The sequence below is a fragment of the uncultured Albimonas sp. genome (assembly GCF_963977235.1).
Lineage (GTDB): Bacteria > Pseudomonadota > Alphaproteobacteria > Rhodobacterales > Rhodobacteraceae > Albimonas.
Genome location: NZ_CAXBOD010000011.1, coordinates 1 through 25,210, shown reverse-complemented (window position 1 = coordinate 25,210; position 25,210 = coordinate 1). Strand labels below are relative to the sequence as shown.

The following is a 25,210-nucleotide window of genomic DNA, read 5'->3' as shown; positions in this document are numbered from 1 at the left end:
AAGTCCTTCTCGAACGAAAGCCAATCCCGTCCCCGAAACGCCAAGTCGTTCACGGGATCTTGTCTGTTCTGGTTTTTCACTTTTCATGGAGACTGGCGGATTTTTTCTAGGCCGCGGATTGAGCCGCCCCCAGAGATCGGCCACACTGCCCCCGATCCGATTCACAACCCGGGAGCGTCCGTGACCCGAACGCGCAGACTGTCGAAGGCCGACTGGTTCCAGGAAGGGCAGCGCCTGCTGATCGAGCAGGGGATCGCGGGCATGCGGCTGGCCAAGCTCGCCAAGCGGCTGCACATCTCGACCGGCAGCTTCTACCATCACTTCACGGACATGGACGATTACCTCGGGCAGCTGGCCGACTTCTACTCGTCCGACCAGGTCAGTCGGCTGGCGGACGAGGTGGCGCGCAAGGTCGACGATCCGGTCGACCAGATCCGACTGCTGGCGGCCCGCAGCGTCGCCTCGGGGCTGTTCGACCTCGACCGGGCGATGCGCGTCTGGGCGACCTCCGACCCGCGGGCCGCCAAGTCGCTGCACGACGCCGAGAGCGTGGTGGTCGAGTTCGTCGGCGCGGCCTTCGCGCGGATGGGCTTCGCGCCGGCCGAGGCGCGGCTGCGCTCCCAGATCCTGCTGGCCGCGAACCTCGCGCATCTCGTCACGCTGGAAGACGGCGACAAGACCGGGTTTCGCGGCCGGGTGCTGGACCTTTTGACCGCCCAGGCGCCGGCGCGCTGACCGGCCGGGAGGCGTCGCGCGGGACAACGCCCTGAGGGGCGGCGCGGCCCGGCCGAGGCGGGCGAGGGTTAGGATCGAAGTCACCGACGTGTCTCCGCAACAGGGCGCCGCCGGGCCGCCGGCGCGCCGGCGGCCGCGCGGTCGCGGACCAGGAGGGCGGGAGCGCCCGGGGCGACGGGCCGGCGCGCCGCGAGGAGCGGTCGCCGGCCTGACGCCTCAGTCGACTCAGTCGGCTCCGGCGGCCTCGAGCGCCGCGTTGCGCGCGCCCTCGATGTCGAACAGCCGGTTCATCATGAACCGCTGCGCGGCCAGGCCGCCGCCCGCCTGCAGGGTGGTCACGAACCACCAGCCGCCATAGGCGTCCGCGGTCAGGTCGCGGATCAGGTTGTTGACCCGCATCCGCTTCTCGATGTCGACGTCGTCGCGGGTGTGGAGGTACTTGCGGATGTATTCGCCCGCCTCGGGGTGGCGAAGATCGGCCTCCATCGGCTGGGTCAGCACCAGGCCGCCGCCGACGTCATGCAGATGCTTCATCATCTCGTGGAAGTTCGAGGCGAGGTAGTATTTGACCGCGTTGATCCCGAGGTTGTTGGGATAGACCATCCCCGTCTCGGTGCTTTCGTAGTGCCGGCAGGCGCTGTCGAGGCCCATCCGGATCATCTCGTAGTAGCAGATCAGCTCCGACAGCGCGGTCTGCACGGCCGGGGTCTTCTCCTTGCCCTGCATCTCGGCGACCAGATGCGCGAGGCCGACATACAGTTCGCCATTGCGCACCGCCTCGACCACGCCGCCGGCGCGCTCCCACAACCCCAGCGACTGGGCGAGACGGGAGGCGAGCTTCACCTCGCCCGCCAGGAAGATGCGGTCGTTGGGGATGAACACGTCGTCGAAGATCACGAAGCCTTCGGGCATCGAGTGATGGGCCGAGGCGGGATAGTCGAAGGCGTTCAGCTCGGCCGGGGCGAAGCTGCGGTTGATGATCTTCACGCCCGGCGCGTTGACCGGGATCGAGAACGAGACGGCGTAGTCCTCCTCGCCCTCGCGCATGCCCTTGGTGGGCATCACCACCAGTTCGTGCACCAGCGAGGCGGCGGTGATGTGCAGCTTGGCGCCGCGCACGACGATGCCGTCGTCGCGACGCTCGACGATGCGCACGAACAGGTCAGGATCGTCCTGCTCATGGGCGCGGCGGGTGCGGTCGCCCTTGGGGTCGGTGATCACCTCGGCCCCGCGCAGGTCGTTGTCGCGGCAGTGGCGGTAGATGCGCTCGATGTTCTCGGCGTATTCCGGCTTTACCTTGGCCAGGTCGTCCTTGATCGCCTGCAGCGCCATGAACACGCCCGAGACCAGCGTGCCGATCGAGGTGCGTTTCATCATCTCGACCCGGGTGTGCAGGTCGTCCTCGGAGCGGGGGATCTGGAAGATCCGGTGCGCCTCGTCGCCCTCCTCGGTCGTGTAGCGGCGCAGGTCTCCGAACCGGTTGTCGTCGTATTCGTAGTCCGAGGCCACCAGCGCCATCGGCACCTTGAAGCGCGGATGCTTGGTGACGTCGTCGATCTTCTCGCCGTCCCAGTAGACGACGCGGCCGTCGTTGAGGCTTTCGACGTACTGCTGCGGGGTCATCAGGCCCATCTGGTCTCGTCTCCCTTGAGCGGCGCTGTCGGCGCGCCGTCTGTGCAAGCGGCGGGATCCGCTCTTTCGATCGATTCCATAACATATGTTATGTTCGTCTTCCAGCGTTTCCTTCTCGGCAGTCCTCGGGTCGACTGGCCCGGGCAAGTCTCTCGAACGAAAGCGTCGGCCGAGTGGGCAACCCTCTCCCGGGTCACGCGCCGCCCCGAGATCAAGGTGTCGACCGCGAGCGCCAGGCATTCGCGGCCGAAGTCGTCGATCCGCGCTCAGACGCGGGCCTGTCGGCCGTCCATCAGCGCGTCCGGGACAAAGTCCATGGGCCATCGGCAACGTGAGCTTCTCCGCCCGCTTGAGGGGGGGGCGGCACGGATCGCCGAAGCGTCTGCGGGTCGAATGCGGTCCGTGAACCATGGAATGCGCGACGGGGGCGGCGACCCGCGCAGAGTCGGACGAGGGCCTCCAGGCGTCGGGTCCCGCTCCAATCCCGACGCTCGCCCGGCGGGTCGGAACCGAGCTGCCCGGTCCATGGTCGAGCGCCTCCGGCGCAGCCGGAGAAGACTCGGCCAGAGCCAGCCGAGTGAAAACCGGCGGCCGCGCCGCATGCGCGTGCGCTCTCCCGGGCGCCGTCTATCGGCGCCTCCGTCTCGCCCGACGTCTTCATCGATATGACGTTGCGACGCTCGAAACCGGCCTCGCGCGCGACGGCCTTCCGGGACTTGCCGCAGCGGCCGAGCATGGCGGCGAGAGCGGTCTGGACGGAGTCGCGGGGGGGGTGATGGACCTGGCTGGCTCCAACGGCTGGTCGTTCCGCTGACCGTGCGGTGCGATGGAAGCGCCCGGCCGCTGGCGGTCACATTGTGAAACGGCAATCCATATCAAGCGCTTGCAAAATCAATCCGGTTCGATAAACGAAAGGTTAACCGCGTCTTGTGGTCCGGGGGGACGAGATTCGCGGGGGTCGGATGGCTGCCATCCGGCTGATGCAGCGTTTGGGGAAACAGCCATGTCCATTCGTATCGTCGCCTCGCGCGCCCCCGGCGCGCGTGCGCCGCTTCGCGCCGCCCTGCTCGGCTCGTGCTGCGTTGCGGCCCTGGGGTTGAGCTCGGGCCGCGCCGCCGCCCAGCAGCTCGCCGACTGCGACGCGCCGACCCTGGGCACGCAGAGCTGTACGCTCCCCGCCGACGGTGCGGTGGCGGGCGCGCAGGTGCTCTACACCGGTCCGACCGCCCCGGGCGGCTCCGACCGCGATGCGGAACCCGCCGGCGTCTACACGCTGACCAACAACCAGATCCTGAACGACCTCGCGACCGGCGGGCAGTTCGCCTCGCTGGCCCTGCGGCTGCGCGGCGGCCAGGGCGCCAACGACGATGACGACGCGGGCGCGAGCGGCGCCGGCGGCAAGGTCACCCTGATCAACACGGCCGACGCCACGCTCGAGCAACCCAGCTTCGCGGCGCATTCCGGCGACGACTCGGCCGCCGGCCTCTGGGATCGCGGCGGCCTCGTCTTCAACCTCTACGCCGCCTCGGTCGGGGGCGAGGGCCGCGACGCGCGCGAGCAGACCTTCGGCGGGGGCGACGGCGGCCGCGGCGGCGACGGCGGCACGGTGGAGGTGACCAACAGCGGCGACCTGCGGCTGCAGCCGGCCACGCCCACGACCTCTCCCGGCGTGGAGCGCGGCGGCGCGGTGGGCATCTTCGCCGGCAGCAGCTCGGGCTCGGGCGGCGAGCGCGACACCACCGACGGCGAGCCCCGGGGCGGCGACGCCGGCGACGCCGGCTCGGTCACGGTGACCAACACGGGCGACGTCAGCCTGTGCGACAGCTTCGCCGGCGGCTGCGCGCGCGGCGACGCGCCGATGAGCACGCTCGCCGCGGGCATCTTCGCGCAGAGCGCGGCCGGCCACGGCGCCGATCCCACCTCGCAGGGCGGCGACGCCGGGCGCACGGTGGTCGACAGTCTGGGTGACATCCTGGTGCGCGCCCTGGTCGACCGGGCCGGCCGCGCCTACGGCATCTTCGCCTCGAGCCAGGGGGGCTACGCCGGCAAGGTCTCTCGGTCGCTCTCGGTGGACGGCGGCGACGGGGGCGATTCCGGCGCCGTGCGGATCACCCATGACGGGCGCATCGTGGTCGACGCCGGCGATTTCACCCGCGCCGCCACGCCAGAGGACCTGATCATCGATCGCGCCTGCCCCGAAGGGGCGGTGTGCAAGGTCGAGTCGGTCCCCTCCTTCATCTATCAGTCGGCGGGCATCCTGGGGGCCACCTACGGCGCCGCCGGCGGCGCCACGCATGACGGCCTCTCGCGCGCCGACGGCGGCGCGGGCGGCGACGCAGGCTGGAACAAGGAGACCGAGACCCTCGAGACCTCGCGCATCTCGCTGGCGCGCGGCGCGTCCGTGGAGGTGACGGGCGACAACGTGATGGGCGTGGCGCTCTACGCCCAGGGGGCTCTGGGGGGGCTGGGCAACTCCACCGACACCAACGGCGGGCGGGGCGGCGACACCGGCGACCTCGAGGTCGCGCTCGGCGCCCGCGCCACGATCTCCACCTCGGGGGAGAACGCGGTCGGCGTGATGATGCAGGCCAAGGGCGGCTCGGGCGGCGGGGTGCGCACGTCAAGCGGTCTGGTCGAGTTCCACGACGAGAGCGCGGGCCGCGGCGGCAACGCCGGCAACCTGACGCTGATCCTGCCCACGAAATCCGTCCAGACCGCGCCCGTCGTGGTCACCGAGGGCGACCGCGCGATCGGCATCGTGATGCAGTCGCTGGCGGGGGGCGGCGGCTCGGCCGACGTCGAGTATTCGCTGATCAGCGCGGGCGAGACCAAGGGCGGCAACAGCGGCACGGCGGGACGGGTCCGCGCGACCGGGCGGTTCTCGACGTTCACCGACGGCTACGGCGCCCACGGCCTGCTGATGCAGTCCATCGCGGGGGGCGGCGGCGCGCTGACCACCGACGGCGCCGGGATCAGCGCCGACGGCGGCGACGACGAGGACGACGCGATCGTGGTGGCCGGCGGCGGCGGCGACGGCACGCCTGGCGGCGACGTCGAACTCTACAGCTACGGCGGCCTGATCCAGACCCTGGGCGACGCCTCGATCGGGGCGGTGATGCAGTCGATCGGCGGCGGCGGCGGCGACGTGATCGACGTGGGCGGCGTGGCGGGGATCTTCACCGTGGGCGGCCAGGGCGGCGCCGGCGGCGCCGGCGGCACGGTGAACGTGACGCTGGATTCCGGAACCCGCATCAGCACCGAGGGCAAATACTCGTTCGGTCTGCTGGCGCAGTCGATCGGCCGCGGCGGCGGCAACGGCGGCGACGTGTTCACCATCGCCGGGCGCCTGCCCAACGCGGCCCTGGGCGGCGACGGCGCCTCGGACGGCAACAACGGCGGCACGGTGGAGTTCCGGGTCGAAGCCGACGGCGACGGCGACCGCAACCGCATCGACACCCAGGGCGACAGCGCCCATGGCGCGGTGCTGCAGTCGATCGGCGGCGGCGGCGGAACCGGGGGCGACGCGCGCTCGCTCGCCTTCGGGTTGGGGGCGCTGTCCTCCATCGCCATCGGCGGCGAAGGCGCGGACGGCGGCAACGGCGGCCGGGTCTCGGTCGACGCGGAGGCGCTGGACATCTCCACCACCGGCAGCCACGCCCGCGGCCTGATCGCCCATTCCATCGGCCGCGGCGGCGGGGCCGGCGGCTCGGCCAGCTCGACCGACGTCAGCCTCGGCTTCGGCAGCGCCGTGTCCGTGGGCGGCAAGGGCGGCGGCGGCGGCGACGGCGGCACGCTGTTCTTCAACCTCGACGACGCCAGCATCTCGACGGGCGGCGACGCGCTGCGCGACGGCGTGGCCAACAACCACGGCATCGTCGCCCAGTCGATCGGCGGCGGCGGCGGGATCGGCGGCTCGGCCGACGCGCTGGCGATGGCGCTGGACCTGCCGATCCCGGAGGCCGACACGCAGGTGGCGATCGCCGGCGCGGCGGCGGTGGGCGGCAAGGGCGGCAATGGCGGCGAGGGCGGCTCCGTGGCGCTCCGCCTCGGCGACGTCCGCGTGACCACCCGCGGCGACGGCGCCCACGGCATCCTGGCGCACTCGGTCGGCGGGGGCGGCGGCGACGGCGGCGACGGGACCTCGATGGCGGTGGCCTCGCTGCTGCTGGACCGGATCCTGGAGTTCATCCCCGGCGGCGAGGAGTCGAACGCCAAGTCGCTGCGGGTCAACACCTCGGTCTCGATCGGCATGGGCGGCAACGGCGGCGCGGGCGGCACGGGCGGCGACGTGGACGTGCGGCTGGGCGGGGCGACGCTGGTCGAGACCTTCGGCCCCAGCTCCAACGCCATCCTGGCGCAGAGCGTCGCCAAGGGCGGCGGCAACGGCGGCGTCGCCGGCGCGGGCACCAAGAAGTTCGGCGAAGGCGCCGGCGTGAAGATGAAGATCAACATGGGCGGATACGGCGGCGAGGGCGCCAGCAACGCCGGCCGGATGTCCACCGTCCTGGGCGAGGCGACCTACCTGCGCACGCAGGGCGAAGGCTCCCGCGGGCTGGTGATGCACAGCATCGGCGGCGGCGGCGGCGCCTCGCAGACCGCCTCGGTGGCGTTCACCTCCAAGCTGACCGACGCGATCATGAAGAAGCTGGGCGGGGTGAAGGCCCCGCGCCTGAGCATCGGCGTGGGCATGACCGGCAGCAACGGCGGCGACGGCGGGCGCATCGCCGAGGCCGACCTGGCCGGCGCCATCGAGACCTTCGGCGCCGACGCCGACGGCGTGCTGATCCAGAGCATCGGCGGCGGCGGCGGCCTGGGCGGCGCCTTCGGCGGCGGCGGCGCCGAGGAGGACGGCGAGCGCACGAAGCTCGACTTCGTGCTCGAGCTTCAGGAGATCAAGGAGCAGATCGCCCGCCCCTGGGCGCTGAGCCTCAACGTCGGGGGAACCGGTGGCGACGGCGGCAAGGGCGGCGACTTCGCGGTGAGCGCGACGCAGGTCGACAGCGACGACGCCGACCGCTTCATGATGCCCCGGCTCGACGGCGTGGTGGTCACTCATGGCGACTACGCGGACGGCGTGGCGCTGCAGTCCATCGGCGGCGGCGGCGGCGTGGGCGGGGGCGCCGTGCCCCACGATTCCATCGGCTTCCTCGACCTGTCGCTGCGCATCGGCGGGACCGGCGGCGCCGGCAACACCGGCGGCAACGTCGGCTTCGCGCTGGGCGAGGACGCCCAGGTCGTCACCTACGGCGACCGCGCCCATGGCGTGATCCTGCAATCGGTGGGCGGCGGCGGCGGCATGGGCGGCAGCGCCTCGCGCCTGGTCGGCAACCTCGGCCTCGAGGCCGACACCGAGGCGCCGGAGGAGGACGGCGAGCCCCAGACCAACGACGACCCCGCCTTCGAGGAGCTGGACCTCTACGAGCTATACGGCGACCCCGATGAGGCGCTGCCCGCGGCGGCGATCCGACTGGGGCTGGGCGAGAGCGGCGACGGCGGCGCCGGCGGCGACGGCGCCCGGGCCGAGGCGAACGGCGAGGGCGGACGCATCGCCACCTCCGGCGCCAAGGCCTTCGGCCTGGTGGTGCAGTCGATCGGCGGCGGAGGCGGCATCGGCGGCATCGGCACGGCGCCGCTGACCGCGGCGGAACTCGCGCTCGAGCATATCGACATCGAGGACCGCGACATGGTCGTCGACGACCTCAACGCCCTGTTCCGGGGCGCGCATCTCGACTTCATCGCCGGCGGCGACGGGGGCCGCGGGGGCAATGGCGGTCAGGCCGTGGCCCAGGGCGCGTTCGAGATCGTCACCTCCGGCGTGCGCAGCCCCGCCCTGATCGTGCAGTCGGTCGGCGGCGGCGGCGGCCTTGCGGGGATCGAGGGCGCGAAGCTGCTCCGCCACGGCTCCGACGGGGCCATCGGCGACTCGGGTCCGGTGCGCGCCCAGCTCGAGGCGGGCTCCAAGATCAGCACCGACGGGCTCGCCTCCCACGCGGTCATCGTGCAGTCGGTGGCCGGCGGCGGCGGCACGACGATGGCGACGATGGCCTATGGCTCGGCCCTGCGCCGCTACGACCCCGAGTCCGCGCCGCAGAGCGCGCTCGATCTGCTGTTCGACGTGGCCCTTGGCGCGGGAGAAGCCACGGCGGCGACGGCCCGCGCCGGCGGCGCGACGCTGAAGCTCGAGGACGACATCACCACGCGGGGCCCGGGGGCCTACGCGGCCATCGTGCAGTCCATCGGCGGCGGCGGCGGGGTGGTCTCGCTGACGCCGGCCGAAATCGACCGGGCGCGGACGACCGCGCTCTCCTCGGGCAAGGTCGCGATGGGGTCGGCCGCTCAGTGCGCGACCGGGATCGTCTGCGGCGGCGCCGACCGCTTCGACGTGACCCTGGGCGAGGGCGCCTACATCACCACGCTGGGCGCAGGCTCGCGCGGGGTGGTGGCCCAGAGCGTGCAGTCGGGCGGCGGCGTCGCCACCGGCTTCGAGCTGCTCGAGCGCGCCACCGCCGGCGAGAGCGCGAAAGTCACCCGCGAGATCTCGATCCTGGGCGCCAACGCCTTCCCCGACGTCCTGCCCGCGGCGGCGAGCGTCAAGGCCGACGGCGACATCCAGACGCTCGGCGCGGACGCCGACGGTCTGGTGGCGCAGGCCATCGGCGGCGGCGGCGGCGTGATCGGCGCGGCCGGCGGCGCCTCGTGGACCTTCGACGAGGACAAGGGCAAGCGCCAGGCGCCCGGGTCGGTGTCCTATGTCCCCGACTCCAACAGCTATTCGATGCGCATCGACCTGGGCCAGTCCACGGCGCAGGCCGGGATCCAGAACCTGGGCCTCACGGCGGCGCTGGGCGGCGCCATCCGCACCTGGGGCGACTATGCCGAGGCGGCGATCGTGCAGTCGATCTCGGGCGGCGGCGGCGTGGCGGGGCTGAGCCACGATCCGACCTCGGATTCCGCGGCCGCGGTCTCGGTGCGCGTCGGCGCCTCGGGGACGACCTCGGCCGGGGCGGCGGACCGGCAGCGGGCGCAGGGGCTCGACGCCAACGCGGCCGCCGGCGGGATCGAGGCGACGCTGACCGGCGATTTCGCCACCTCCGGCTGGGGCGCCAACGGCGTGGTCCTGCAGGAGATCATGGGCGGGGGCGGCATCGCGGCCATCGGCTCGACCACCCTGCGCGCCGCGGCGTCGGACAGCGACGACCGCAACGGGCTGCGGGTGGGCGGCGACTATGGCGGAACCTTCGGCTCGGCCGCGCTATCGGCCACGATGGGCGAGGGCGCGCGGATCCGCACCTCGGGCGACGGCGCGGTCGGCCTGCTGGCGCAGAACGTGGTGGGCGGCGGCGGCGTCGGCGCCCTGGGAACCTCGCTCGAGGTTCGCAACGCGGCGCGGGTCGGGGTGGCCGACGTGCGCGTCGGCGGCGCCAACTCCACCGGCCAGGCCAACGCCAATGGCGACGCCATCGCCCATCCCGGCGCGCTGAGCCTCGAGATCGGGGACGCGATCCTGGCAACCCGCGGCGAGGGCGCCCCGGCGCTGCTGGCGCAGTCCGTCGGCGGCGGCGGCGGGCTCGCCCTGATCCCGGCGACCTGGGCGAACAATGCCACGCTCGGGACCTCGGGCGGCGGCAGCTCCTACGGCGGGGCGGTCAGCCTCGAAATGGGCGTCGACGCGGCCGGGCCGTCGCTGGTGCAGACCGAGGGCGACGCCTCGCGCGGGGTGAGCGTGCAGTCGGTGTCGGGCGGGGGCGGCCAGCTCTCGACCGCGGCCTTCGCGACGGGCTGGTTCAGCGACCGCGTGTCGGCGCAGCTGGGCGCCACCGGCGCCGCAACCGGCTGGACCGACGACGTCGAGGTGCTGTTCGGCGGCGCGATCGCCACCGCGGGCGCCTACTCCGACGGGCTGGCGGTTCAGTCCATCGCCGGCGGCGGCGGCATCGCCGACTTCGGCAAGGGCCAGGGCGACGGGCCCGGCCTGACCCTCGCGCTCGGCCAGACCCAGGGCGGCGGCCGCGCCGGCCTGGCCCAGCTCACCCACAGCGGCCGCGGCGAGGACGGCGGCGCCATCTTCACCGAGGGCGCGGGCGCCTACGGGATGGTCGTGCAGTCGATCGGCGGCGGCGGCGGCCTGGCGAGCTTCGCCGACACCGCCGGCGACGCCCGCCTGACCCTGGGCGCGACCAGCGCCAGCGGCGACGATCGCGCCGCGGGCAAGGTCTGGATCCAGCGCGAGTATCTCGGCGAGGGCGCCAGCGGGGTCGAGACCGGTTCGCTCGGCCAGGTGATCACCCAGGGCGACGACGCCCATGCCATCGTGGCTCAGTCGATCTCGGGCGGCGGCGGCGTGGCGCGGCTTGGCGGCGCGAGGGGGACCGTGACGCTCCAGCTCGGCGGGCGCGGCGGCGACGGCGCAAACGTCGCCGACACCGTGAACGTGGCCTTCGACGGGCGCATGGTCACCGCGGGCGACCGGGCCATCGGCATCGTGGCGCAGTCGATCTCGGGCGGCGGCGGCATCGCCTCGGCCGGCGAGGCGCGCGTCTCGGACGTGCGGCTGGGCGGCGTCGAGGGCTATGTCGGCACGGCCCGCGCGGGTGACGTCGACGTCACCCTGGGCGGCCCGCAGAGCTGCTCGGTGCAGGCGCTCGACAGCTGCGCGATGACCTTCGGCGAGGGCGCCCACGGCATCGTCGCCCAGTCCATCGCCGGCGGCGGCGGCATCGGCGGCGACGTCTCGCTCGCCGAAGGGCTGACCCTGGTCTACAGCCGCCTCGGCGGGGCGCCGCCGACCACCATCGACCGGATGAACGGCGCCGGAAACGCGGGCTATGTCGGGGTCAACGTCGACAAGCCGCTGATCACCCACGGCGACGGCGCCTACGGCGTCATCGCCCAGTCGCTGGGCGGCGGCGGCGGCCTGGGCGGCGACGCCCGGGGACCCTTCGCGGGCCTCACCGCCACCGGCGACACCGGCCAGGGCGGCGCGATCGACTTCATCATGCAGCCCGAGGCTGCGGTGATCGCCAACGGCCGGAACAGCACGGCGGTGTTCCTGCAGAGCCTGGGGGCGAGCAACGGCCGGGGCACGGGAGACGTGTGGATCGACGCCTTCGTCAACGGCCTCGTCCAGGGCGGCTCGGGCGACTCGGCCTACGGCATCCTGATGCACGGCGGCGGCGCGGAGAACGCGATCACCGTGTTCAAGGGCGCCACCGTCACCGCGCTGTCGGGCGAGGCGATCCGCTACGTCAGCCGCAACGACCCCTATGACTCGCATCTCTCGATCCGCAACTCCGGCGTCATCGACGGCACGGTCTCCTTCGTGAAGGGCCGCACCGAGCGCGGCGTCGACGGTTCGCAGTTCGGGCCCCGCGGCGTCAAGCAGCCGCGGGCTGCGATCGCGGGCGTCGCGGCGCAGCCCATGGCGCTGGCCGTCCAGCCGGCGCCGCAGCCCTCGATCGACCTGGTCAACCGTCGCGGCGGCGTGCTGCGGGGGGCCGAGCGCTATGACGCCCACGTGCTCAACCGCGGGCTGCTGGTGGCGGGCGAGGCGGGCGAGCATTCCGCGCTCGCCATCGCCGGCGACCTGACGATGGGGCCGCAGGCGGTGCTGGCGGTGGATGCGGAGCCGCTGAAGGGCAGGGGCGACGTCATCTCGGTGGCGGGCGACCTGACGCTGGACGGCGCGCTGAGCCTCGCGCCGCGGGCCCTGATCGGAGGCGCGGAGCATCGGCTGATCGAGGTCGACGGCGACATCTCCGGCGCCTTCGACCGGCTGGGCGGAGCGATCTTCCGCTTCGAGCAGGTGGTCGAGAACAACGGCGTGACCGTTCGCGCCAGCGGGGTGGAGCTCGCCTCCGCCCCCGGTCTCGGCGGGCAGGAGCGGGCGGCGGCCGGCTACCTCGAGCGGCTGTTCCTGACCGGGGAGCGCGACTTCGCCGGGCTGTTCGGCCGGCTCGAGGCGGCGGCGCAGGGCGGCGGGCTCGGCCAGGCCCTCTCCGGCGCCACGCTGGGCGCGAGCCTGGCCGGCGAGGCCGCGGCCTTCGAGCTGACGCGCGAGCGTTTCGACACGCTGCTGGGCTGCGGCGAGGCCGGGGGGCGCAGCGTCTCCTGGGGCGGCGAGGGCGCGGGCTGCCTGACGCTCCTGGGCTCGGGGCGCAGCCTCGACCAGGACGGCGGCGGGACTGCGGCCGGCTATGAGGGCGACGCCTGGACCGCGGGCTTCGCCGCGGCGCTGGAGGTCGCTCCGGGCTGGCAGGTGTCGGGCGCGCTGGGCTGGGAGACGCTGAACCTCGCCCGCCAGGGCGGCGGCGGCTCGGTCGAGGGGACCACAGGCTTCCTCGGCGCCGGCCTCACCCGGGAGATGGGGGCGCTCGCCCTCAGCGGCGCCGCCACCGCGGCCTGGTCGGAGTTCGACGGCCGCCGCGCCGCGGGCCCGCTTGCCCCCGGCCAGGCGCGCTCCGAGCATGGGGCGCTGAGCCTCGGGCTCCGGGCGCGCGCCGCCTGGACCCAGTCGCTCGACGGCGGGGGCTGGCTGAAGCCGTCGCTGGATCTCGACCTGATCCACGTCGCCTCCGAGGGCTTCTCGGAGACCGGCGCAGGGCGGCATGGCCTGCGGGTGGCCGACGCCGACGAGACGGCCTTCGTGGTCACCCCCTCGCTCGAGGCGGGCCTGCGGCGGGAGCTGGGCGAGAGCGCCGGGCAGCGGCTGGGCCTCCGGGCCTGGGCGCGGGCAGGGGTCAGCTTCTCGTCGCTCGACTCCTACTCGGCCGAGGTCCGCTTCGCGCGCGACGCCACCGGCATCGCCGGCTTCGTCAACGGCGCCGCCCAGTCCCAGGTGGTGGGCCGCCTCGGCCTCGGCGCGGCGCTGGAAGTCGGCGAGCAGGTCGACCTCGGCGTCAGCTACGAGGGCGCGCTGGGCGACGGCTACGCCGGCCACACCGGCCGCCTGAGCGTGAACGTCCGCTTCTGAACCCCGACCCCGCCCGGCATCGTCCGGGCGGGTCCCCACCGCGCCCGCCGCGGGCCGATCAGGACGCCTGCAAGGACCGTCGTCGGGCGCCCTCTCGCGGGACGATGGCGCCGCGTGCGCCGCGCCGATGACCCCCTCTCCCGCCTGGGCATCTCGGCGGGATTGAGCCGCCGACGACAGCCGCGGAAGTGTCGAGGTCCGCGCGCGCGCCCCTGTCGGCTTGTTTCGCTGCGGTTTCGTTGCGGTCCCCTGCGTCGCAGGTCTGCGCGCGTCGGCGCGCCCGCATCGTCTTGACTGCCAGGGAACGGCGACGGCCTGGCCCGCGGCGATCTGGAGGGCGGCGCGCGGCCCGCTCAGCGGGCGAAAGAGAAACGACGAAGGGCGCGACCGGCGCCGCGCCCTTCCTGCCTTGTCAGCCGCCTCCGGGCCGACCCCTTGCGACTGTCGCGCCGGGTCAGAACCGCAGGGTCAGCTTCAGGCTGCCGGCTCCGCCCACGTAGCCGCTGCCCACCGTCGCGTCGACGCTCAGGTCGAGGCTGGTCGCGGCGTCGCCGGCCAGCCCGATGCCGGCGCTGAAACGGCCCACCACGTCGGGCGCCGCCGCGTCGCTGGCGAAGCCGCCGACCGCGGGCGAGGCCGCGGCGAAATGGGCCCGGGCCGAGTAGGAATCGAGGGTCGAGAAGCTGACCCCGGTCTTCGCCCAGACCCGCGCCCCGATCTCGGCCGTCACCGGGATCACGGTCCCCGCCTCGATCGCGGGCGTGAACACCAGCGCCGTGGCGTCGCTGTCCGCAACCCGCAGCGAGGCGCGCCCGGCGCCGCGCTCGACATAGCCGTCGGCCGAGGTCCAGATCAGGTCCAGATCCGCCATCGGCGTCAGCCAGCTCGCGCCCATGTCCTGCCGCCAGGCCGCCCGCAGGCGACCGCCCAGCGTCAGCAGGTCGTGGCTCGACGTCGCCGTCCGGCCGGGCGCCGCGGCGCCGGCCAGACGCCGGGTGTCGACCTCGCCGTAGCTGGCCATACCCGCGGCCGAGAGGCTCATCGCTCCCAGGTCCTGCGTCGCCGAGAGGCCGAAGTAGACCGTGTCGCCCTCGCTCGACCCCAGGCCGCCCTCGCCGTCGTAGGAGGCCTGGTCCCAGCCCAGCGACGCGCCCACCTGGAACGTGTCGCTCAGCGCCACGCCGCCGGCCAGGCCCAGGCCCCACACCACGCCGTCATAGCCCAGCGCCGGCCCCGAGCCGTCGATGTCGAGCCGCCGGCCCGACCCCAGCATCTGCAGGCAGCCGCCCGGTCCCGTGACCGCGCCGGGCGAATGCTCGCAGTCCAGCAGGTCGTCGAAGCGGGCCTGCGTCAGCTCGAAGCTCGCCGCCGCGGCCGCGAGGCCGGCGCTGGGGGCGAGGCGGTCTAGCGCGGCGGGATAGCCGCCGGCGCGGGCCTCGGTCTCGAGGTCGCCGAACAGCGGGGCGAAGCGGGTGTCGCCGCTCTCGAACAGGGCGCCGAGATAGCGGGCGGTGCGCGTCTGGGCCGGGGTCAGGCCCAGGCTGTCGTCGGCGAAGCTCTGCCCGGTCGCCCGGATCTTCAGGGCGCCGCGGCCGGTGATCCGCTGTTCGTAGACGATCAGGTCCGAGGCGACCTCGTCGAAGGCGCCCGACACCGCGCCGCCGGCCGACAAGAGCTTCAGGTCCACGCCCCCGATCACCGACTGGGTGTCGAGGATCAGCGACCCGTCCAGGGCGGCGTCGCCGGCGATGCGCAGCAGGTCCGACTTGCCCCGGGCGAAGTGAACGGTGGCGACCGTCTCGCCCCGCCGGCCCTGGGCGAAGTCGCCGGCCACGTCCAGCGTCTCGCGGCTGCCGATGCCCCCGATCTCGAGCCGGCCGCGGTTGACCAAGTGGGCGTCGTAGCGCGTCGCCCCGGTCAGCAGACCGCGGTTGAGGATCCGCGCGGGCGGGGCCGCGACCGGCGCGGCCTTCGCGGCCGCGAGGGCGCTCGCGGTCCCCTGCGACGGCTCGCCCGGGATGGCGGCGCCGTTGAGGTAATAGGCCTCGATGTTCCCCTCGATCCCCGCGAGGCTGTCGTTGGAGATGGTCAGGAACGAATAGCCCTCGATGTCGGTGTCGCCCTGGTAGCGCACCGCCACGCCGGAGGCCGCCGAGACATGGCCGTTGGCGGTCACGGTCAGGGTGTTGCTGTCCCGCCCGCCGGAGATCAGCACGCCCAGGCCCTGCTCGCCCGAGCCGCCGGCGACCGGCGCGTTCACAGTCACCTCGACCGCGGCGTTGTCCACGGCCCCCTGGCTCTGCGCGAAGATGCCGACCGAATTCTCGCCCGGGGCCGAGATCGCCTTGTTGGCCGTCACGCTCACCCCGCCCGACTGACCGTCGGCGCCCGCGTCGTAGTCCCCGGTCAGGCCCGCCCAGGCGCCCGAGGCGCCGCCGCCCATGCCTCCGCCGCCGGCGAGGGACTGGGCGACGACGCCGAAGGCGCCGGCGCCGCGGGTGGTGATCGTGCCGTCGACCGTCACCGTCACGCCGGCGCTCGAGCCGTCGCCGGCGCTGCCCGTCACCCGGTTCGAGTCGACGGGATAGAGGTCGAGCGCGCCCGCGCCGGAATCGCCGAACAGGCCGCCGCCGCCGCCGATGGACTGCGCCACCAGCCCGTGCGCGCCGTCGCCATAGGTGTTCAGGGCGCCGCTGACGTAGTGCAGGGTCACGGCGCCGCCGTTGCCGGCGCCTCCGCCCACGGTCATCGAGGCGGCGCCCTGCGCGCCGCCGGTCAGCGCCACGCCGCCGCCGCCGCCGATGGACTGGGCGACCATGCCGATGGCGCGGTCGCCATTGGTGGTCAGGTTCGAGCCGAAGCTGACGTCGACCGTGCCGCCGTTGGAGGTTCCCAGGTTGTTGCGGGTCCCGGCGCCGCCGGCGATCACCGTGTGCGACAGGTCGCCGTCCGCGCTCTCGGCGGCGCCCACCGCGGCCACGCCGCCGCCCCCGCCGATCGACTGCGCCAGCAGGCCGAAGGAATCGTCTCCGTAGGTCTCGATGTTCTTGTAGCCCGAGGCCGAGACGGCGCCGCCCTGCTGGCCGGACTGGTTGGTGTTCACCACCCCGCCCAGGTGCAGCGTCCCGCCCGAGCGGGTGGAGCCGTCGCCGGCCTGGCCGCCGCCGCCGCCGATGGACTGCAGCACGAAGCTATGCGCCGCGTAGCCGTGGGTGGCGACCGAGCCGCCGACGTTGCCGTTGGCGCTCAGCGTCACCGCGCCGCCGACGCCGCCCTCGCCGCCCTTGCGGCCCAGCCGCAGGTCGAGGTCGGCCGAGCCGTCCGAGCCGTCGGCGAGCGCCGAGCCTCCGGCGCCCCCGCCCCCGCCGATGGACTGCAGCACCACCCCGTCGGCATGGTCGCCCTGCGTGGTGATCTGCGCGCCGTTGCCGATGGCGTGGCTCACCGCCCCGCCATTGCCGCCGGATCCGCCCGTGCCGCCCACCGAGACCTGGAAGTCGTAGGACGTGTCCTCGTCCCCGCCACCGAAGCGGCCGCCCTCCTCGTCCGAGCCCGCGTCGTTCCCCGCCGAGCCGCCGAGCCCGCCGCCGCCGCCGATGGACTGCGCCAGCACGCCGTCGGCATCGTCGCCCTGGGTGGCGATGGAGCCGTAGGTCGTGGTGACGATGGCGCCGCCGTTGGCCCCGTTCGCGCCCGACTTGCCGAGGTTGAGGGTCAGCGAGCCCTGCTCCTCGTCCGGCCCGTCGTTCCCCGCCACCGCCATGGTGCCGCCCTGCGAGGCGCCGCCGCCGCCGCCGATCGACTGCGCGACCACGCCGCGCGCGCCCGAGCCCTGGGTGGAGATGACCGAATTCTGGTCCAGCGCCACCGTCACCGTGTTGGCGTACTGGCCGGAGCCGCCCAGCCCTCCGAGCCCGAGGGTCGCCTGCATCGAGTAGCCGTCCGCCACCGAGGAGGTGGAGGCCGAGCCGACCCCGCCCACGCCGCCGCCGCCGCCGACCGACTGCGCGAGGATCGCGTTGGCATGGTCGCCCGAGGTCCGGATCGCACTGCTGCCGTCGAGCGTCACGTTGACCTTGCCGCCCGAGCCGCCGGAACCCCCGCTCGCCCCCAGCGCCGCGGAGACGGAGGCGGAGATCGACTCCTCCCCCCCCTTCACCCCGGCCGAGGACGAGGCGCTGCCCCCGACCCCGCCGCCGCCGCCGATGGATTGCGCGATCACCCCCATCGCGCCGTCGCCCAGCGTGGCGATGGTGGTCCCCGCCAGCGTCGCCGTCGCGGTGACGCCCGCGCCGCCCGAGCCGCCCTTGCCGCCCAGCGCGGTCGCGGCCGCGAAACCGACCGAAACGTCGGAATCGGGGATCGTCACCGCCTTGGCCACGGCCTTGGAGACCGAGGAGCCCCCCGTCCCGCCGCCGCCGCCGACCGACTGCACCACCAGGCCGTGGCTGTCGGTTTCGCCCTCGGCGCCGGTGGCGATGGTGACGCCGTCGAGCTCGACCGTGGCGTTGCCGCCCCAGCCGCCGTCGCCGCCGAGGCCCCCGACGCCGATCGACAGCGCGAAGCCCAGGTCCGCGTCGAAGGAGAAGGCCGAGCCGCCGGCCCCGCCGCCGCCGCCCACCGACTGCGACAGCAGGCCGATGGCATGGCTGCCGGTGGTGGTGACGCCGCCGCCTGTCAGGTCGATGACGGTCGCGCCGCCGGCGCCGCCGGCCTCGCCCGCGCCGGCCATCTGGAACGAGGCGATGGAGACGCCCCCGCCGTCCGCGTCGCCGCCGGTGCCGCCGCCGCCGCCCACCGACTGGGCGATGACGCCGGCCGCGTTGTCGCCCCGGGTCAGGATCGTGGTCGGCGTGACGTCGGCGTCGATGCTGCCGTCGTCGGCGCTGGTCGCAATGCTCACGGCGCCGCCGGCGCCCGCGGCGCCGCCCGCGCCCCCCAGCCCCGTGGCGGGCAGCGAGCCCGCAGAGAGGTCGAAGGCCGCGCCGCCGTCGCCGCCGCCGCCGCCCACCGACTGGCCCACGAGGCCGTGGGAGAAGGCGCCGGAGGTGGTCACCGTCGCGCCGCCCAGGTTCAGGTCGATCTCGCCGCCGGCCCCGCCGGCGCCGGCCTGGCCGCCGATGGCCACGGCGCCGCCGACCTCCTCGCTGGCGCCGCCGCCGCCGCCGATCGACTGGGCCAGCAGCCCCGCCGCCCCCTCGCCGCCGGTGGTCACGTCGCCGTAGAGGCGGGAGAACACCCGCTTGCCGTCGCCGCCCGCGCCGCCGGCGCCGCCGACCACCACCAGGCCGCTGTCGTCGCCGCCGTCGCCGCCGTTGCTGCCGATGTTCTGCAGCAGCACGCCGCGGGCGTTGTCGCCGGCGGTGTCGACGTCGACATAGAGGTTGGCGACCACGTCCCCGCCGTCGCCCCCGTAGCCGGTCGAGGACCCCGCCTGCCCGAACAGCTGGAAGCTGTCGCCGGTGGCGCCGCCCTGGGCGCCGAAGCTGCGCAGCACCACGCCCGAGGCGCCGGCCCCGGCGGTCTGCACCGCGATCTTCTCGGTCAGCTCGCCCGCCGCGCTTTCGTCCGCGAAGTAGATGCCCAGGTCGCCGATCACCCCGCCGCCGGCGCCGCCGCCGCCGGCGTTGGCCGGGGTGAAGTCGACCACGCCGCTCGAGGGCGTGAAGTCGCCGCCCGGGCCGCCCTGCGACAGCGCCAGCACGCCGTAGGCGCCCTGGCCGTCGGTGCTGATCCCGCCGCGCAGAAGCTCGAGGTCGACGCCGCCTCCGGCCCCGCCGCCGGCGCCGGAGCTGTCCTCGCGCCCCTGGCCGCCGACGCCGCCGACGCTCAGCATCACCACGCCCGGCAGCCAGTCGCCATGGGTGGTGATCTGCGCGCCCCCGTCGATGGTCAGGGTCATCGCGCCAGAGACGCTCGCCGCCCCGCCGGTCCCGCCGGCGCGGTCCGAGCTGCCCACCGCCTGCGGCCCGCCGCCGCCGTCGCCGCCGCGCGAATACATCACGATGCCGCCCGATTGCTGGATCGCGCCGACCGTGGCGTAGTCGTCCGTGGGCCGCAGCTGGGGGTTGAAGACGTCCACCGGCTCGCTCAGCGAATGCGAGGTGACGGTGACGTCGCCGGTCACCGTGGCGGTGATCGTGTTGCCCTCCTCGCCGCGCCCGCCGCTGTCGGAGGCGTCCGACGAGCCCTGGATCTCGCCCGGTCCGCCGACGCTGGCGAGGTAGATGCCCCGCACGCCCAGGGTCAGGTCCGAGCCGTCGGCCGTGACCGTCACGTCGCCCGAGCTGGTCAGCCCCAGCGTGCCCGCCTGACCGCCGTTGCCGTTCCACTCGCCGCCCGAGGCGCCGATGGACTCGGCCGCGATCCCCCAGGCGAATTTCGAGGCCGAGCCGCTGTTGACCGTGACACGGCCGGTGTTCTCGATCTGGAGGTCGCGCCCGTCGCCGGCCGTGCCGCCGTCCTGGTCGCCGGCGGTGTCGTCCTGGCCGCCGCCCCCGCCCGAGACCATCGCCCCGTAAAGCCCCGCGCCCCCGTAGGGCAGCCCCATCGAGACGGTGACGTCCGCGTAGTTGTGCAGCCAGCCTTCGCCGGCGATGCCGCCGTCGCCGCCGTCGCCGCCGCCCGCCCCGGCCAGCGCGTCGCCGCCCCGGCCGCCGGCGCCGGCGATGTAGATCGCCGTCACCCGGCCCGGATCGTCCCAGATCCCCGGCAGCGAGCCGTCGTCGGAGCCGGAGGTCGACGACGCCGTCCCCTGCATCACGATCGCGGCGTTGTTCTCGAGATGCACCGTGCCCCCGTCGCCCCCGCGCGAGCCCGAGCCGCCCGAGTTGTCATAGCCCCGGCCCCCGTCGAGGCGCAGGAACAGCACGTCGTTCTGGGTCCCGCCGACGGTGATCGCCTTGTTGTTGGTCAGGGTGTAGGTGCCGCCGGAGGCGCCGCGGTCGTCCTCGTCCGTCGAGGCGGCGCCGGTGAACTCGACATGCGCGCCGGACACCGAATCGCTCGAGTTGATCGTGCAGCTCTCGTCGCCGGTCGAGCTTGGCGTGGCGCAGCTCTTCAACGTCTGCGCAGACAGGGGCTGGCCGGCCCCCAGCGCAACGGCGGAGCAAGCGAGCAACAGCGCGACGCGCCCGCGCGGCGCGATACCGATGTAAACCATGGACATTTTCACTCGAACCCTCTCGGCGTATCCCTGCCCGCAGGAAGCGGGCGCCGTGGCGATATGTCGACCTTTTTCTGTCGGCGTTCCGATCGCGGACCCGTGGGTCTTCCCGCGCGCTCGGCGGGCGCGGGAGGCGGATTTCATCCGCTCCCTCACCCGCTCCCTCGGCGATCGCCGCACGATCTCGAACCGGCTCCGGTCTGGGGCGAGATCCCGCGAGGCCGCGCGGCGTCCGGTCGGCGCGCTGCGGCGGAAGATGCATGGAACGGCGGCAGCGGGAGGCGAGAATCGATGAATCGGACGTATTCGTCGACGAACCCGACAACCGTCGCCGCGCTCCGTCCCGCGGAAGACAGCCGTCCTGTGGTCGGCGACGATCGCCACTGGCGCGCCGTGCAAGCGGTCGACCCGAGCCGGAAGGCTGCGTTCCGAGCGGCGACCCGCCGCGCCGCACGCGTTGATCGCGGATCGCCGAGCGGGTGGGTACTTCGGCTTTCCCGGCCGCGTCCATCGGCGGATGGCGGGCGCCCGGCATCCGGCGCAGGTCCTCGTGATTGTCGATGCGGACGTCGAGCCAGATCGCCTGGCCGCCTGCTCATTTGTCCTCGGCGTCCCAACGCATCGGGGTGTCGAGCACATCGACCTCCGGGCCCTCGACGGCCTGTCCTCGTCGCAAGGCGCGACGGCGATGTCACCAGAGCGGTCGCCGGTCCGGTTCCTCGCGCTGTCAGGACCCGCAGCAAGCCGCTGGGCCGCGACGAGCTCCGCTTCGTCCCCGTTGCCGAGAAGGGCGAGATGTTTCGCCCGGGACTGCTCCGCGACGGCGCCTGCGTGATCTGCCGGGGCGACGAGGACGTCGGCTTCGAGGATTGCGAGCTCGCGCTCCAGCCCCCCGCCTGGCGCCGCCCCGGCGACCGCTGGATCCGCGTGACGGGTCACGCGTGGGAGCGCATCCCCCGGCGCGAACTGGACGAGTTCGCCGCACGGTGGGCCGAGGGGCCGCAGTTGCGGCGACGCTGGAGGGGGTCTGTCGACAGCCCGGCCCTGACCAGCGACGGCGGGCGGCCGCGATCATGGAGATCAGAGCGGGGTGATCAGGTGGGTTTCGTCGCGCGTTTCGTTGCGGATCGAGCAGCGAAACCCACCCAAGTTTTGGTCGGAGTGAGAGGATTCGAACCTCCGACCCCTGCCTCCCGAAGACTGGGGGCATCAAAATTTTCGTTCGATATCAGTGTAATCAGTTTCAACTGACCCCTGCGTATGCGTGGAATGTTCCCGTGTTTCGTTGCGGTTTCGTTGCGGATCGTTCCGACCACCGGCTTGGTCGCCGTCAGAACAGGAAATCTGCGGCGTCGAGGTCGCTCTTGTCGGCGTCGTTGATCAGAATCCGGCCCTTGTCGTGGCGGATTAGGAGGTCGCCGCCCTTCTCGCGGATCTTCAGGTCGGCGCGGGATTCGAATTTCCGATTTGCAGTTCAAGCTGCTCCTTCCCGAACTGGAAGTCGGTGATCTCGTCCCAACCATCACCCCGGCGGAAGACGAACCGATCGCGGCCTCCGCCGCCGATCAGGGCATCGTAGCCACGGCCGCCGACCAAGACGTCCCGGCCGCCGCCGCTGAGCTTTTCGTCGTCGCCGCACTCGCCGAACAGCGATTCGGCCCCGCCCTTTCCGATCAAGCGGTTCACCACCGCGTCGCCCATATGCCGATCCGCAGTGCGCGTCCCGCCAATGGCCGTGTCGATGCCAGCGACCTCGATCTCCAGCGCCGCCTCCGCCGTGCCGCCGAAGCCGTTGTCGACGCGGTAGGTGAAGCGGTCGACCTCGACTTTGCCCTCGGCCAGCGCTGCGCCTGGTCGGCCACGTAGACGTAGCTGCCATCGGCTTGCAGCGTCAGTGTGCCCCGGCGCCCGGCCAGGGCCGCCCCTACGCCCTCCGCCGAGCCGTCCACCGCCGTCACCGTCAGCGCGCCGCCGCCCTCGTCCGCGTCCTTCGAAAGGACCACGGCCAAGGCCTCGCCTCCCTCGGTGAGGAGATCGTCCGCGAGGTCTTCGGCGAGGGCAACGACTTCGCCAGATAGATAGCCTACCGCGACGGCGGCGAGCATCCGAGGTCGCTGATCAATGCTTTCCGCGTGGACCCGTTCCCGGGCGTCGCGGTCACCGTGGACATGATCGCCGCCGGCACCGACAACAAGCCGATCAAGGCGCTGATCTTCATGCGCGACGTAAAGTCGGAGCGCTATGATGAGCAGATGCGCGGTCGCGGCGTGCAAACCATCCCCGACATCGACCTGCGCGCGGTGATGCCCGACGCGCACACCAAGACCCGTTTCATCCTGATCGACGCCTTGAGCGCGTCGGAAAGCACGAAGAACGCCTCCCGGCCGATAGATCGCAGGCGCGCCGTTTCGCTCGCGAAGCTGATGGATCGAATGGAGCAGGGCCGGCGCGACGAGGACGCGCTGTCAAGCCTCGCGGCCCGGCTGGCCGCGCTGGGCTGCAAGCTGGACGAGCCTGCATGCGCGAAGGTCACCGAAGCCGCGGGCGGGCGCACGCCCCGCCAGCGCGCCAACGCCCTGCTGGATCCTACCGACACCGAAAAGCAGCAGCAGGCGATCAAGGAGGCCGACACCTTCGGAACTCGTCTCACCCGAACTTCCTGAGGCCGGTGTTGAGGTCTCAATCCGCGCCGCTGTGAAGGGGCGAGCTCCGACCCTCCTTTGTCCTCGCTGCGCCAGGCTAAGTTTCGATCCGCGCCCCTGTGAAGGGGCGACCATGACGGCTTACGAGGTCGGCCAGCGGGTGCAGGTTTCGATCCGCGCCCCTGTGAAGGGGCGACAGCAGCACGTCGACCAGAACAAGGCCGACCTGAAGTTTCGATCCGCGCCCCTGTGAAGGGGCGACCCGGGGATCGACCTGAAAGCCATCGGCGCGGAAATGTTTCGATCCGCGCCCCTGTGAAGGGGCGACGAGCACGTCCCCAGCGAAAGCGACCAGCGCACCGTGTTTCGATCCGCGCCCCTGTGAAGGGGCGACCGCCGCCGGCGCGGCGATGTTCAGCTGGCTGCGGGTTTCGATCCGCGCCCCTGTGAAGGGGCGACATGCAGGGCTCGATCAGCTTCGGCGGGTAGGTCGCGTTTCGATCCGCGCCCCTGTGAAGGGGCGACTGTCCTCCCAGCCGTAGCCGTCGAGGGCCATGCGGTTTCGATCCGCGCCCCTGTGAAGGGGCGACGACTGACCATGCCTCACGAGGTCACCATCAACGGGTTTCGATCCGCGCCCCTGTGAAGGGGCGACAGCCCACCCCCGCCAACCGCAAAGCGGTCCTGGACGTTTCGATCCGCGCCCCTGTGAAGGGGCGACATCGTGGGCGGCTTCGGCCCCGTGCATCCGACGAGTTTCGATCCGCGCCCCTGTGAAGGGGCGACCTCGACGGCCGCGCAGAGGGCGACCCGGTGTTCGTGTTTCGATCCGCGCCCCTGTGAAGGGGCGACGCCGAAGCCGCGCGCCTGCCGGTCGATCTCGGCCGTGTTTCGATCCGCGCCCCTGTGAAGGGGCGACGTCCGCGACCTGATCGCCGAGACGCAGACCGCGGCCGTTTCGATCCGCGCCCCTGTGAAGGGGCGACGCCACGCCCCGCACGCTGCCAGCAGCCCCGACGATGTTTCGATCCGCGCCCCTGTGAAGGGGCGACCTTCGTGTCGACGGGCGGCATCACGTTCTTGCTGGTTTCGATCCGCGCCCCTGTGAAGGGGCGACATCTGAGCGGGCGTGAACCCGAGCGCCTGGACGAGTTTCGATCCGCGCCCCTGTGAAGGGGCGACACGGCTCCGCCTACCGGATCAACCGCTATGACGAGTTTCGATCCGCGCCCCTGTGAAGGGGCGACCCACGACCCTGTCCCTGTTCGCGACGGTGCAGGAGTTTCGATCCGCGCCCCTGTGAAGGGGCGACCTCGCCCCCAAAGCATAACCCCGCCGCTGCGGTGTTTCGATCCGCGCCCCTGTGAAGGGGCGACTGGACGACATCTGGGGCGGCGACGATCAGGCTGTGTTTCGATCCGCGCCCCTGTGAAGGGGCGACATCTGAGCGGGCGTGAACCCGAGCGCCTGGACGAGTTTCGATCCGCGCCCCTGTGAAGGGGCGACTTCAGGCTGTCCTCTGCGGACTTCAGACCATTGACGTTTCGATCCGCGCCCCTGTGAAGGGGCGACTCGCCACCGAGGGGTTGATGCACCCGATGCCAGCGTTTCGATCCGCGCCCCTGTGAAGGGGCGACGACTTCGGAGGCGACCTGATCCGGGCCCACCAGGTTTCGATCCGCGCCCCTGTGAAGGGGCGACTGCCTATCTATATGGTGTTGGACGAGCACTGGAAATTCTATCGAGTTTGCGAAGGCGTGCTGACGGACCGGCCGCATTCGTAGTGGGCGTCGCGCGAGCGGGGCGGGCGCCAAAAAGTGCAGCACCTTGCGCTGCTTGCGAACCCTCCACGCGGCTCCGGCGCCCTTGGGGTTCGCAAGGGCTACAGGATCAGCGGGCCGTTGAGATCCAGGGCCGGCTTGGCGCCCACATGGTCGACCCGGCGGGTCCAGTTCGCACCGAGGTGATAGTAGCGTAGACTGTCGGTTTCGGGGCGGATGATCGCTTCGAGACAGATGGGGTGATTGGGGTCTCACCACACCCTTCGTGGTGGCTGCTCCAAGCTGG

Annotated in this window: 6 protein-coding genes and 1 CRISPR repeat array; of the genes, 4 read left to right on the top strand and 2 right to left on the bottom strand. The window is 73.1% G+C overall.

Annotation, left to right across the window (positions count from 1 at the left end; genetic code table 11):
- The first annotated feature begins 180 nt into the window (after positions 1 to 180).
- Positions 181 to 735, top strand: a complete 555-nt coding sequence (locus tag AAC134_RS08185; RefSeq protein ID WP_339948585.1) for a TetR/AcrR family transcriptional regulator — start codon at positions 181 to 183, stop codon at positions 733 to 735.
- A 225-nt stretch (positions 736 to 960) separates the two neighbouring features.
- Here the strand turns inward: AAC134_RS08185 and AAC134_RS08180 are convergent, their stop codons facing one another.
- A complete protein-coding gene (locus AAC134_RS08180) occupies positions 961 to 2,367 on the bottom strand; it encodes a 4-hydroxyphenylacetate 3-hydroxylase N-terminal domain-containing protein (RefSeq protein ID WP_339948584.1) in 1,407 nt (468 codons plus the stop codon).
- A 1,003-nt stretch (positions 2,368 to 3,370) separates the two neighbouring features.
- Between AAC134_RS08180 and AAC134_RS08175 the strand changes: the two genes are divergently transcribed.
- The gene (locus tag AAC134_RS08175) at positions 3,371 to 13,336 is read left to right on the top strand and encodes an autotransporter outer membrane beta-barrel domain-containing protein (protein WP_339948583.1); all 9,966 of its coding nucleotides are present in this window, start codon (positions 3,371 to 3,373) and stop codon (positions 13,334 to 13,336) included.
- Between the two features lie 454 nt (positions 13,337 to 13,790).
- On the opposite strand, the gene AAC134_RS08170 is transcribed toward AAC134_RS08175, so the two are convergent.
- A complete protein-coding gene (locus AAC134_RS08170; RefSeq protein ID WP_339948582.1) occupies positions 13,791 to 20,498 on the bottom strand; it encodes an autotransporter outer membrane beta-barrel domain-containing protein in 6,708 nt (2,235 codons plus the stop codon).
- A 1,470-nt stretch (positions 20,499 to 21,968) separates the two neighbouring features.
- Between AAC134_RS08170 and AAC134_RS08165 the strand changes: the two genes are divergently transcribed.
- A complete protein-coding gene (locus AAC134_RS08165) occupies positions 21,969 to 22,367 on the top strand; it encodes a hypothetical protein (RefSeq protein WP_339948581.1) in 399 nt (132 codons plus the stop codon).
- Between the two features lie 296 nt (positions 22,368 to 22,663).
- A complete protein-coding gene (locus AAC134_RS08160) occupies positions 22,664 to 23,164 on the top strand; it encodes a hypothetical protein (protein ID WP_339948580.1) in 501 nt (166 codons plus the stop codon).
- Between the two features lie 13 nt (positions 23,165 to 23,177).
- A CRISPR array of direct repeats spans positions 23,178 to 24,844; the repeat unit is 31 nt; unit sequence GTTTCGATCCGCGCCCCTGTGAAGGGGCGAC.
- Between the last annotated feature and the right edge of the window lie 366 nt (positions 24,845 to 25,210).